This is a genomic window from Pseudooceanicola marinus (assembly GCF_002786295.1).
GTDB lineage: Bacteria > Pseudomonadota > Alphaproteobacteria > Rhodobacterales > Rhodobacteraceae > Pseudooceanicola > Pseudooceanicola marinus.
In genome coordinates this window covers 296,537-308,812 of sequence record NZ_PGTC01000010.1, presented here as the reverse complement: position 1 = coordinate 308,812, position 12,276 = coordinate 296,537, and the positions used below count along the sequence as shown (strand labels likewise).

Here is a 12,276-nt window from a genome sequence, read left to right as displayed (position 1 = left end):
TTTTGAGCACCAAATCCCCGGCCTCCTGGGCCGGGGGCCTGGTCTCGGCCTGCCCCTTTCATCCCCCCGGTCAAACGTCTATCCCTAGGCCCAATCGACCACAGGAGACGAACATGGCAGGCGAAATCCACACCTTTTTCGATGGCAGCTGGTATCAGGGCGATGTCGCTGTGATGAAGGCCGGCGACCACGGTGCCTGGCTGGGGTCGACGGTCTTCGACGGCGCGCGGCTGGTCAACGGGCTCATGCCCGACCTGCGCCCGCACCTGGAACGGGTCAATCGCTCCGCCGAGGCGATGTTGATCAAGCCGACCTACACGGTCGACCAGATGATCGAGATCGTCCGCGAGGGCGTGACCAAGTTTGCCCCCGGCGAGGCGATCTACATCCGCCCGATGTACTGGGGGATCACCGGCGAGGCCAGCGTGGTGGAACCGGCCTACGGCGGTGGTACCGGCTTCTGCATGGCGCTGGAAGCGATGGAAATGCCGGCGGAAGACGCCGCCGCGACCCTGGGCAAGACCCGCTACCGCCGGCCCACCCTGGACGTGGCTGTCTGCAACGCCAAGACCGGCAGCCTCTACCCCAACAACGGCCGGATGATCGCCGAGGTGCGCGCGCGGGGCTTCACCAATGCCCTGGTGACCGACCAGCTGGGCAATGTCGCCGAAAGCGCCACCGCCAATATCTTCATGGTCAAGGATGGCGAGGTCTTCACCCCGATCGCCAACGGCACCTTCCTGTCGGGCCTGACACGCGCGCGGCACATCAAGAACCTGCGCGCCGATGGCATCACCGTGCATGAGGCCGTGCTGACCTATGCCGATTTCGAAGCCGCAGACGAGGTGTTCCTGTCCGGCAACTTCGCCAAGGTCACCCCGGTCACTCAGTTCGAGGACACCCATTACGACATCGGCCCGATCACCAAGCGCACGCGCGAGCTTTACTGGGACTGGGCGAAGACCGACATGAAGATGTAAGCCCTCCGGCGCCGGGCCGCCCGCCTCGTGGCGGCCCGCAGGACGGCCTCAGACTTCCGGGTCCGAGGTCACCCGCACCAGCCGCGTGAGATCCGACAGGCGTTCCCGCTGCCGCCCCGCCTCGTCGAAGTTCGACGGCGACAGCCAGACCCCATAGGCCTCCTTCAGTGCCGGCCAGTCGCTGTCGGTAATGGCGAACCAGGCGGTGTCGCGGTTGCGACCCTTCACCACCATGTGCTGGCGGAAGACACCTTCATAGCTGAACCCCAGCCGCTGCGCCGCGCGGCGCGAGGGCAGGTTCAGGGCGTTGCATTTCCATTCGTAGCGGCGATAGCCCGCCTCGAAGGCCCAGTTCATCATCAGAACCATCGCCTCGGTCGCCGCCACGGTGCCCTGAAGGGCCGGCGCAAAGGTGATGTTGCCCACCTCGATCGAACCATTTTCCGGCACGATGTTCAGGTAGGAGGCCACGCCAAGCGGCCCCTTCTGCCGGTCCTCAATGGTAAGGAAGACCGACGGCCCTTCTTCGACCGAGCGCACCCAGCGGTGGTACTGCGGCGCTGAATGGAAGGGGCCGACCGGCATGTAATCCCACAGCCAATCCCGGTCACCGTAGGCCGCGTGCAGCAGCCCCGCATGGGCATCGGCGCGCAGCGGGCGCAGGCGCACCTGACGCCCCTCCAACACCAGATCGCGCGGGGGCGCCGGCGGTACCTGCCAGTTTTCGACCGGCGGCCCGAGGGGGCGATCCTGGCTCATTCTCCGTCTCCCTTTCCGGCGCCTGTCCCGTGGCGCGCTAGTCTTCGGGAAACGATAGGAAAAACCTTGCCACATGGGAAGGGCCGCGGCGGCGGTCCGGCGCCGAAATCGCCCACACCTGGGGCAGGTCACAGCACCAGGCGCGCCGCTCCGCTCATGTCGAGACCCGGGAAGACCTGCCCCTCCAGCACCGCGCGGTCCAGCCCGAAGAGGCCCTGCATCACCCCGGCGGCATGGGCGCGCACATCGCTCAGCGGCAAAAGATCCCGGCGGGCATACAGATCGGCCTCGGCCAGACCGGGCCAGCCGCCGGTCACCTGCTGCCCCCGCAGTGCGCCGCCCGCGTAGATCATCAGCCCGGCGGTGCCGTGATCGCTGCCCCCGGTGCCGTTCAATCGCGCGGTGCGGCCAAACTCGGTCATCGCCACCACCGCCGTCTTGCCCCAGACCGCCGGCCCCAGATCGTCCCGCAGGGTCAGCAGGACCGAGGCCAGGCTTTCCAGCGGGCCTTGCAGCGTACGGTGCTGCGCCGCGTGCGTGTCCCAGCCGTTGATCGAGAAGGTGGCGATCCGCGCCTCGGCCCGCAGTTTCTGCGCGGCAAAGCGGGCCAGCGCGTCGTAGCCGCCGGCGCTACGCGCCGCCTTTGCTGCCTCCGCCAAGGCCTTGCGCGCGTCCTGCATGTCGCCCCGGTCCATCACCCCGCCGCTGTCCATCGCGCCCCCCTCGGCCATCTCCATCATCTCAGCCATCTGCAGGATTTCACCCGCCAAACCGGGCGCCACAAGCCCAGACAGCACCAGCGCCTCCCCCAGGGCATCGCGGAACAGCGGATCGTCATGCGTCACCATCTCCAGCAGCCGTTCGGTCTGCGGGCTGAGGCTGAGGGCCGCATCGGGGGACCAGTTCGACACCGGCGCAGCGCCCGTGGTCAGAAGCATGTCGCCCCGCCCGATGCTGTAGGTCGTCTCCGCCTCGATGCCGGGCACCGCCTGCAACATGCGGTTCAGCCAGCCGTCCCGGGCCTGGCCGACGCCCGTCGTGCCCGCCTCCAGGATGTCCTGGCCATCGAAATGGCTGCGCTTGTCGCGATAGGGGGTGGAGGTGGCATTGACGAAGCCCAGCTCCCCCGCCCGCCAGAGCGGGACCAGGGGCGCCAGCGCCGGGTGCAACTCCCACGCGCCATCCAGCGCGACGCCCGTCCCTGCCCCACGATCCGGGCGCAGGGTGGCGAAATTGGGATCCCCCACCGGGCGCAGGGCATCCAGCCCGTCCAGCGCGCCGCGCAGGATCAGCACCACCAGCCGATTGTCCCAGGGGGCGGCGGCAAAGGACATGGGCGTGACCAGCGGGCTGGCCGCCGCCGAACAGCCGATCAGCGCGGAGCGCCAAAGGAAATCCCGTCGGTTCAACCTGTTGCCCATCATCACATCCTCTGAAACGCGGGGGCGGCGAAGGCCAGCGCCAGGCCCTCGATCCGGGTCTGGGCGGCCGCCACGGCAAAGCGAAGCCCCTCGGGCGCCAGCGGCCCCAGGGCGGTTTGCAGCACCTCGCGCGGGTCCGGTACCTCGTCCAGCAGCAGCAGCGGCGCCGAGGTCAGCCATTGCAGCCGCGCGGCATAGCGTTGCGGGGTGATCCAGTCGCCGTCGGCCTCCGGCCAGCCATCCGGCCCGTTGGGCTGTTCCCAGGGTTGGCCCATCTGCTCCATCGGCGCCGCCAGGGCGATGCGGAACCCGCGTTCATCCCCCAGGGGCATCTTCGCCGCCGGCACGTCCAGCGCCCGCAAAACAGAGCCGATGAAATCCACCGGCGGTTTCACGTTGCCGCCCAGGGGCGCCGCCCAGGCGGCGGGGTGATCCAGCAGCACGGCATAGACCTCGGCCAGCTGTCCGTCGGTCTCGGCATAACGCGCAGCCATGTCGGCGATCAGCCCCTCGGGCGGGGCGTCCGAGACGAAATGCATCGCCAGCTTGCGCGCCAGGTGGCGGGCCGTGGCGGGGTGGCGCGCCAGGTCCTCCAGCGCCTCGGTCACTTCGGCCAGATGCGGCACCTCGGCCCCGCCATAGGTCTTGCCCAGCACCGTCTCCGGCCCCGGTTCCGCGAAGCGGGGGCGGAAGACGAACCCCTCCTCGAAGGTGAAGCTGAGGCCGGTCAGCAGTTCCGCCAGCTGCTGCACGTCGTCCTGGGTGTAGGGGCCTCCGACGCCCAGAGTGTGCAACTCCATCACTTCCCGCGCCAGGTTCTCGTTCAGGCCGGCACGCCCGCCGCGGCGCTTCACCTCCGGCGCGTTCGGGCCGATGGAACTGGCCTGGTCGAGGTAGTGCAGCATCATCGGCGCGGTGGTGGCCGCGATCAGCATATCGGCAAAGCGGCCTGCCACATGGGGGCGGATCGCGCTTTCGGTAAAGGGGGCGACGCCGCGCCGGGGGATACCGAACTTGCCCTGCACCGTGAAGTGGTCGGCCCAGAAGGCGGTCAGCCGTTCGCGGAACCCGTCAGGCGTATGGGCCCGGCGCAGGACCATCGACACCACCCAGTCGGCGCGGGCCTGGCGCGCCGCCTTGTTGTGCAGGTTCTGCTGCTTCTTCGCCGCGCGCAGCCCCGCCGCGTCGTTCCGCGCGGCCTTGCGGATCTCCGTCAGTTCTGCCGCCCGGGCCAGCCGTGCCTGAAAGCCCGCCCACCCCTCGATAGGATAGGCCGCCGCCGCCTCGTCCGGGCCGCGCAGGCGAGCCAGCAGGGCCGCGGCGCTCAGGGCCGGGGCCAGCCGCGGCGACAGGCCGGTGCCGAAGCGGATCTCGGCAAGGTGGGGGTCAAAGGACATGCGGGGGCCTGTGCATCGGGGTTTGGCCGATCCTAGCACGCCCGACAGGATTCGGGAGCGCGGCGCGCGCGGGGGCGCGGTTAACGCCCGCGTCCCCTGCCCGTCCCCCGCTGCGGCGCATTCATCGCAATCCACCCCACCCGCGGCGCGACACTGGGCCAAAATCAAAGGAGACGGACATGACGAGCCACAGGATCGCGCTTAGGCCCGTCGACCGTGCGGGCCGGCCGGAATGACGCGCCTCGGGTCCGAACAACGGCCGGGCCCTATTTCAGCTGGCTGTCCTTGGATCCGCGCCGGTTGATGCCAGCCCGCCGGGCCGGCTGCCCGTCGCGTTCGACTTGGCAGTCGATGCATAATTTCACCCCCGGCAGGGCCTGACGGCGCGCCTCGGGGATCGGCTCTTCGCATTCGGCACAATGGGTCCGGCTTTCGCCCTGCGGGCCCTTCCGGGCCTGCATGCGCTTCAACTCGTCGCTGATCGACGCTTCGATCTGTTCACTGACGGCGCCATCCCGCGCCCAACCACCAGCCATGACGGACCTCCTTCGGATGAGACTCTAAAGATAGTATGCCTTGAGACGCTGAAAAGGGGGCGGAAAGCCCCACGTGCTCAGACAGGCGAACGGTCGAAAACCGACCATTCTTCATCAACTCCCCAAGGATGTTGATGCCTATCCTGACCAGTCTCAGTGTCGCGTGGGGCTGCTCAGTACCAGGTCCCTACAGATGTCAGGACGGCTGGCTCATGGCTTTCTGGTGCGCGGCGACCAGGTCCGCCATGGAATTGAAGCGGAAATCGTAGGAGGGCATCTCACCCGGGTTCATGGTCGCGCCGAAGCCTTCCTTGTCGTGTCGGCGGTAGATCCAGGCCGAGGTCAGGCCGTGGCGGTTGCCGGGCTTGTGATCGTGGAACATCGACTCCGCGGTGTGCAGGATGTCCTTCTTCTCGATACCGCAACGCGCCAGGTGTTCGATCATGTACTCGAAGTTACGATCAGATGGCTTGTACGAGCCCACATCTTCGGCGGTATACACGTGGTCGAAAGTGACACCCAGCTTGTCGTTCGAATATTTGAACGACTGTGCGTCAACATTCGAGAGCACGCACAGTTTGTAGTACTTCTGCAGGTATTGCAGGGCGGCGGCGGAATCCTCGAAAGCGGGCCAGTTCTTCACGCTGTCGCCGTAGACCAGACAGTCTTCCCAGGTGACGGGGATATTCCATTCCTCCGCCAGGCGGCGGTGGACGGTGGCCAGCAGGCGGCGATAGGGCATCGCCGGGGTCCAGCGTTGCTGGGTGCTTTCGTGGTAGGCATGGGCCTCCAGGATCTGATCGCGCGATTTCGGTTCCTTGAGCTGCTCGGTCAGGGGCTTCAGCCCCTCGACCATGCCACTTTCCCAGTCGATCAGCGTTCCGTAGACGTCGAAGGTGAGGATCTTGTAATCGGAAAGGTTCATGGAATTGTCCTTCAGAAAGTCAGGGCGTTGAGGCTGGTTTCGATACGGTCGACGATCATGTCTATCTCATTGCTATTGATCGTCAGGGCAGGTGCAAGGCCTTCAGCCAGCCGTGCGGCTGCACGATGACCCCGCCGGACCCCCGCACGAGTTCCGTGAAGACGGCGCCGAGCACATGCGCGCGCTCTTTCAGCGCCTTCACCGAGGTCGCGATCATGGCCGCGTCGGCAGGACCCTCGGACCGGTAGGCCCCCGGCGCCGAGATGTGGTGCCGGGTTGCCGTCGGCACCGAGCGTCTGACGTGGAAGGGGGCAAGGCCCGTCGGGTGTCGATCTTGCGAATGTGGAGGTGTCGATGAACCCATTCGACGAGATCGCCCTTAAAAAGGCGATCAGGCTGAAGGAAGGCCAGCTTCGGCGGGCCTTTTTTCGTGGGCGCCCTGCTCTTGTACCTTGTCCTCGCTCCCTGCGCTGAAGGTTTTGCGCGGGAGGTCCGAACGGTTCGCAGGGGCGATCAGCGCTCCAATATGTCCTTCAGCGCGGGGGCCAGCGCCGTGGCGACCTCCCCGTGGGCCGCGGAGGAGAGCTGTTCAGCGGCGGCTGGCGCCTCCAGCGCGGAGAAGACCATGCCGCGCGTGCCCTCGGCCCGGGCGGCGTCGGAGGGCACCACCGTCACCACGCCATTCACACGGGGGCGCAGCGCCTCGATCATACCGGCGGTGACGAAGAGCGGATCGGCATCAAGGTCTTCCGCCAGGGTCACGTCGCTGGGGGCTGCATCGGCGAACCACAGCAGCAGCACCGGCAACGGGATGCGATCCAGCAACTGGCCCATGCGCGCCACCCAGGCGGCCTGCAACTCCTCCCGCAACATGACGAAACGATCCGAGGAACACTCCCGCAGGGCTGTCAGCAGGTGGCGGGTGAAGTGGAACTCGGTAAAGTCGACCTCCCGATAGACCGTCTGCAACAGGGTCGAGGCCTGCAGGAAGCGATCGTTGCGGCGCGGATGCACGGAATAGAAGCGGTTCGACATGTTCTGCGCCCCGGGCAGGCGGATCACCGCGGCCCGCGCCTGGCCCACCACCTGCAAGAGGTCGGGATCCCCGAGAAAGGCATCGACGCCGGCATTGGCCCAGCCGAGGTTCACCGCCGGTACGCCCAGCCGTTCCTCCAGGATCGCCGGATAGGGATGCGAGATGAAGCGCCCATAGGTCTCCGCCCCGCCCAGGTAGGCGATGAAGGCCCCCTCGGTGCGCCGTTTTGGCCCCCGGAACAGCGTCTTCGACCGCCCGTAGCGGCACGGAAAGTAGTCGAGGCCACCGCGGCCCGGTTGGTCGTAGCTCATCACACCCACCATTTTCTTCACCCGGGCGCCACTGTGCCGGGCAAAGCTTGCCAAAGGCCTAAGCGGTGCCCGGGGCTTGCGGCCCGGGCGCTGGCGGTCCACATTGCGCGCGAACACCGCAAAGGAGGCTGAAGTGGTCGAGATCAAATCGGTAGGCGTGGTCGGCGCAGGCCAGATGGGTAACGGCATCGCCCATGTCTTTGCCCTGGCGGGATACGATGTGCTGCTGAACGACATCAGCCAGGAGGCGCTGGATCGCGGCCTGGCGACGATCACCAAGAACCTGGAACGCCAGGCCAGCCGGGGCAAGATCTCGGAAGAGGCCAAGACCGAGGCGCTGGCGCGCATTTCCACCACGTTGCAGCTGACCGACCTCGGCCCCACCGACCTGGTGATCGAGGCCGCGACCGAGAAGGAGCACGTGAAGGAGGCGATCTTCGACGCGCTGCTGCCGCATCTGAAGCCCTCGACGATCCTGACCTCGAACACCTCCTCGATCTCGATCACACGACTGGCCTCGCGCACCGACCGGCCCGAGAAGTTCATGGGCTTCCATTTCATGAACCCCGTACCGGTGATGCAGCTGGTGGAGCTGATCCGCGGCATCGCCACCGACCAGGAAACCTACGAGGCCTGCCTGAAGGTCGTCGAGACCCTGGGCAAGACCGCGTCGAGCGCCGAGGATTTCCCGGCCTTCATCGTCAACCGCATCCTGATGCCGATGATCAACGAGGCGGTCTATACGCTTTACGAAGGCGTGGGCAACGTGAAGTCGATCGACGAGGCGATGAAGCTGGGCGCGAACCACCCGATGGGCCCGCTGGAACTGGCCGATTTCATCGGGCTGGACACCTGCCTGGCGATCATGAACGTGCTGCACGAGGGGCTCGCGGATACCAAGTACCGCCCCTGCCCCCTGCTGACGAAATACGTCGAAGCCGGCTGGCTGGGCCGCAAGACCGGCCGCGGCTTCTACGACTACCGCGGCGAGGAGCCGGTGCCGACGCGCTGAGGCCCGTGGCAGGCGAGGAACGGTAAAAGGGGCGGGATCCGACGATCCCGCCCCGTTTCTTTGGCGACCCTCCGGCGAGGGCAACGCGGCCGACGATCTGTTCCTCGAAAAGAGGCCCGAACGGCAGGCAGAACGCCTTCTGAAATGGGCCGTCAGCCGCCATGCCGTCCCGGGGGCCACACCCCTGCCCCCTCATCAGGTCTCAGCCGAAATCGGACTCGCTCTGCGCCTGCAACTCCAGCGCCGGGGCGGGCGTCTTGGCGCGCAGGTCGTCGACCGACAACGGCTCGGTCGGTTTCGCCAGCCGGTTGCGGGTGACCCACAGCAGACGTTCCTCCGCCCGGGTGATCGCCACGTAGGCCAGCCGCTTCCACAGTGGCTGCCCCGCCTCGACCCGGCCCATGCGCGAGGCGATCTCGATATCCGGGGCAAAGACCTGCACGTCGCGCCACTGCGAGCCCTGCGCCTTGTGGATCGTCACCGCCGCCCCGTGCAGGAAGGTGGCGCCCATGCGGGCGGCGAAGGGGATGAAAGGCTCTTCCTCGTCCGGTTTCTCGATCTTGACGATGGAGGCGGCCGAGACCTGCGGGTTCTCCGCCCCGACCACGTGCAGCCGCGAGAAGCCCCCGCGCTTGCCCGGCCCGAGATAGATCACCTGGGCCCCCTTGATCAGGCCGCGTGCCTCCAGATCCAGGCGCTTCTTGCGGTGCTTCAACGGCAGTTCCAGCCCGTCGCAGATCAGCGGCTCACCAGGCAGCAGGGAATCCTCGGGCGCGCCATGGACCAGCCGGAAGGCATTGATCAGGCGGATCCTTGTGACATTGCGCCAGACCAGAACGGGCGAGCGGGCCATCAACCCGGCCTCGACCCGACCGGCGAAGACCACGCGGTCATCCTGGCGGGCCTTTTCCTCCACCATGCGTTCGAAAGCGTAGAAATCGACCATGGGGTCCGAAAGCGCATGCGCCAGGTCGAGGATCGGGTTGTCTGCATCCTGGCGGTGGATCCGCGCCAGCGTCAGCTGCGCCGGCTCGGGCAGGCTTTCAAAGACCATCTTGCCCGACTGGCCGACCGGCGCCAGCTGCGCCGGGTCGCCGAAGAGGACGAGGTTGGGAAAGATCTCCCTCAGGTCATCGTATTGGCGTTCATCCAGCATCGAGGCCTCGTCGATGAAGCCGACGTCCAGCGGATCGTCCCGCCGTTTCCAGCCGGTGATGAAATCGGACCCGCGCAGCCCGGCCATGGCCAGGGCCGCCGGGATCGACTTGTTCACCTCGTAGCTGGCCTTGGCGCGGGCCATCATCTCCGGCGTGACGCCCTCGATCTCGGGCAACTCGCCCTGCCCTTCCAGCCATTCGGCGATCTTCTCGTACTCCGGGTCATAGACCGGCTTGTAGAGGATGCGGTGGATGGTGGTGGCCGGCACGCCGCGCAGGCGCAGCACAGACGCCGCCTTGTTCGTGGGCGCCAGGATCGCCAGGGTCCGCGCGTCGCGGTCGCGCTTGGGCTCATAATCGCCCGACACGATCGAGACCCCCGCCTCCTCGCAGGCCTTGTAGAGCTGCGCCAGCAGCATGGTCTTGCCCGAGCCCGCCTTGCCCAGCACGGCCAGCGACCTCTGGCGGCCCTCCTGGGCCGGTTCCGTGGTGCCGTTCACGAGGTCGATGCCCGCCCCCTGAAGGGTCTCGGCGATGCGGTCCCAGGCCTGGGCCTGGTCGTCTGAGAAGGTGAGCGCGGGGACAGTGTTCATGGCCGCGACGCTATCCTGTCAGCGCCCGAAGCGCCAGAGAGTGCGGTTGCGTTTAGCACACCCGAAGGCTCCGGCCAGCGACTCGGGGTCTGGGGGCAGCGGCGGATAAAAGAAGAGCCCCAGCGGGGCTCTTCATCGGGTCAGATCAGGTTGCGCGGCAGGGTCTCGTCCCATGTGCGGGTCCTGACCGGTTCACCGTTGTGGCTGACATCCATGCGCCCCTTCAGGAAGAAGCTGTCCCGGTCCGAGGTCATCTCGGTCTCCAGCTGGATCACCGTCTGCCAGCCCTCGCGGCCCATCTCGTAGACCTGGCTCAGCCGATAGGCCGCCGTGGCCGGATCGTCGGGATGGATCTTCAGCTCGCGCCGCAGGCTGTGCGACAACACCGTGCCCACCTCGTCAAAGCGCAAAACGCCCTCGCCGAACAGCCCGCCCTGGCCGTCGGTGACATAGGTCACTTCGCCGGTCAGGAAATCGGTGGTCGCGGTCCGCTCCAGCGTCGCAGGGCGGATCATCGTGACAGGCACCTCGATGCCATGCGCCGGCGGCTCGAACCCGGGATGGCTGTCGCCCCCCGCGCGCACCGGCAGATGCAGCGCCGAGGCGGCGGTGTCGATAGTCAGCGTTGCGGCCTCGGGCGAGGGCCAGATGATCGGCCAGTAGGCGGTGCCCACCGAAACCCGCAGCCGGTGACCGGCGGCAAAGCGGTGACCGCAGGCCGAGAGTTTCACCTTCACCGTCTCGAACCGGCCCGGCTCCAGCGGTTTCGGATCGGCATGGCCGTCGCGGTGCGTCAGGTTCAGCACCTGGTAGGTGACGCGGGTGATCTGGCCGTCCGAGGCCACATCACCGATGCGCACCACCACCTGCGCCACCTGTTTGTCCGAGGCCAGGTGCAGGTCAAGCTCCGGCACGCCGAGGATCTCCAGGTCCTCCTCCAGCACCGGCGTGTCGAAGGTCAGCGCCCCGCCATCGTCGATCCGCTGATCGGCAGGCATCTCGCCGGGGCAGCCGACCGCCATCCATTCCCCCGCCGCGATGCCATGGCTCTGCGGCGAGCGGATCGGCAGCAGCGCGGGCGCCTCTGCCCTGTCGCCCAGGGTGCCATTGCCGCCCAGGTGCATCTGCTGCATCGGCTCTTCCCGGGGCCAGGCGCTGCCGACCCAGCGGCCCGGCTGGTGCGGGCGCGTGGGGTTCGGGGCGACGGGGTCATTGATGTAGGCGCGCAGCTTCGGCTCCTCCATAACGCCGGTGTCGCGCCCGCGCAGCCATTGGTCCCACCAGCGCGTCGCCTCCTGCAGGAAACCGATCGCCGGGCCGGGGGCCCCGTCGTGGGGGTAGACATGCCCCCAGGGGCCAATGATGCCGCGCGAGGGCGCCGTCAGGTTTTCGAGCAGGCGCGGTACCGAGTTGGTGTAGCTGTCCGCCCAGGCCCCGACGACCAGCACCGGGCAGGTGATGGCGGAATAATCCTCCTGCACCGAGCCGTGCTTCCAGTAGTCGTCGTAGGACTGGTGTTCGGCCCAAAGCGCGGGGAAGAACGGCAGGTCGTCGAGCCGCTTTTCCCAGGCGCCGCGCCAAGCTTCGCCTGTGACCTCCGGGTCCTGCGGACGGGCCTGGTAGGCCATCATGATCGAGCCCCACCACAGGTTGTCGTTCAGCAGGCAGCCATTCATGAAGTGAATGTCGTCCTTGAAGCGGTCATCGGTGGAGTAGCAGGTGATGATCGCCTTCAGCGCCGGGGGGCGGCGCGCCGCCACCTGCAGCGAGTTGAAGCCGGACCAGCTCTTGCCCATCATCCCGACGTTGCCGTCGCACCAGTCCTGCGCGGCGATCCAGGCGATGACCTCGACCGCGTCATCCTGTTCCAGCTCCAGGTATTCGTCGGCCATGTGGCCTTCGCTGTCCCCGGTGCCGCGAATGTCGACGCGCACGGCGGCATAGCCCTGCTGCACGAAATAGCCGTGCATCGGCGCATCACGGCCACGGGTCCCGTCACGCTTGCGGTAGGGGATATATTCGAGGATCGCCGGCGCCGGGGCGCCGCCCGGCCCGTCCGGCAGGAAGATCCGGGCGCTCAGCCGGGTGCCGTCGGACATGGGTATCCAGACGTGTTCAATGATTTCGGTGGCCATGTCGGGCTCCGTTT

The 12,276-nt window shown here is 67.4% G+C and carries 11 protein-coding genes and 1 pseudogene; 3 read left to right on the top strand and 9 right to left on the bottom strand.

Going from position 1 to position 12,276, the window contains the following annotated elements:
- The first annotated feature begins 113 nt into the window (after positions 1 to 113).
- Complete coding sequence (locus CVM50_RS05670) at positions 114 to 980, top strand: branched-chain amino acid aminotransferase (protein ID WP_085887587.1); 867 nt, start codon at positions 114 to 116, stop codon at positions 978 to 980.
- A 48-nt stretch (positions 981 to 1,028) separates the two neighbouring features.
- Here CVM50_RS05670 and CVM50_RS05665 read toward each other — a convergent pair whose 3' ends face one another.
- The 6 genes from CVM50_RS05665 to CVM50_RS22140 form a co-directional block, all read right to left on the bottom strand.
- A complete protein-coding gene (locus tag CVM50_RS05665) occupies positions 1,029 to 1,739 on the bottom strand; it encodes a GNAT family N-acetyltransferase (protein WP_085887588.1) in 711 nt (236 codons plus the stop codon).
- 128 nt (positions 1,740 to 1,867) lie between these two features.
- Complete coding sequence (locus CVM50_RS05660; RefSeq protein WP_085887589.1) at positions 1,868 to 3,163, bottom strand: DUF1501 domain-containing protein; 1,296 nt, start codon at positions 3,161 to 3,163, stop codon at positions 1,868 to 1,870.
- Entirely contained in the window at positions 3,163 to 4,557 is a 1,395-nt protein-coding gene (locus CVM50_RS05655) for a DUF1800 domain-containing protein (protein ID WP_085887590.1), read from the bottom strand. The genes CVM50_RS05660 and CVM50_RS05655 overlap by 1 nt, the downstream gene beginning before the upstream one ends.
- Positions 4,558 to 4,823: 266 nt before the next feature.
- The gene (locus CVM50_RS05650; protein WP_085887591.1) at positions 4,824 to 5,093 is read right to left on the bottom strand and encodes a DksA/TraR family C4-type zinc finger protein; all 270 of its coding nucleotides are present in this window, start codon (positions 5,091 to 5,093) and stop codon (positions 4,824 to 4,826) included.
- A 196-nt stretch (positions 5,094 to 5,289) separates the two neighbouring features.
- On the bottom strand, positions 5,290 to 6,018 hold the full coding sequence (locus CVM50_RS05645) for a haloacid dehalogenase type II (RefSeq protein ID WP_085887592.1): 729 nt from the start codon (positions 6,016 to 6,018) through the stop codon (positions 5,290 to 5,292).
- A gap of 82 nt (positions 6,019 to 6,100) precedes the next feature.
- Positions 6,101 to 6,235 (bottom strand): hypothetical protein, encoded by a 135-nt coding sequence (locus tag CVM50_RS22140; RefSeq protein WP_268808202.1) that lies wholly within the window; start codon positions 6,233 to 6,235, stop codon positions 6,101 to 6,103.
- 104 nt (positions 6,236 to 6,339) lie between these two features.
- Between CVM50_RS22140 and CVM50_RS05640 the strand changes: the two are divergent.
- Positions 6,340 to 6,423: pseudogene (locus tag CVM50_RS05640) on the top strand (electron transfer flavoprotein subunit beta/FixA family protein); the annotation flags it as partial.
- 108 nt (positions 6,424 to 6,531) lie between these two features.
- Here CVM50_RS05640 and CVM50_RS05635 read toward each other — a convergent pair.
- A complete protein-coding gene (locus CVM50_RS05635) occupies positions 6,532 to 7,365 on the bottom strand; it encodes a DUF6473 family protein (protein WP_085887942.1) in 834 nt (277 codons plus the stop codon).
- Positions 7,366 to 7,498: 133 nt separating this feature from the next.
- On the opposite strand from CVM50_RS05635, the gene CVM50_RS05630 reads away from it, so the two are divergent.
- Positions 7,499 to 8,377: a 3-hydroxybutyryl-CoA dehydrogenase gene (locus CVM50_RS05630; protein WP_268808203.1), complete on the top strand. Its 879-nt coding sequence runs from the start codon at positions 7,499 to 7,501 to the stop codon at positions 8,375 to 8,377.
- A 202-nt stretch (positions 8,378 to 8,579) separates the two neighbouring features.
- Here CVM50_RS05630 and CVM50_RS05625 read toward each other — a convergent pair whose 3' ends face one another.
- Together CVM50_RS05625 and CVM50_RS05620 are read right to left on the bottom strand one after the other, a co-directional pair.
- A complete protein-coding gene (locus CVM50_RS05625) occupies positions 8,580 to 10,127 on the bottom strand; it encodes an ATP-dependent DNA helicase (RefSeq protein ID WP_085887594.1) in 1,548 nt (515 codons plus the stop codon).
- Positions 10,128 to 10,267: 140 nt separating this feature from the next.
- Positions 10,268 to 12,262: a CocE/NonD family hydrolase gene (locus tag CVM50_RS05620; RefSeq protein WP_085887595.1), complete on the bottom strand. Its 1,995-nt coding sequence runs from the start codon at positions 12,260 to 12,262 to the stop codon at positions 10,268 to 10,270.
- Between the last annotated feature and the right edge of the window lie 14 nt (positions 12,263 to 12,276).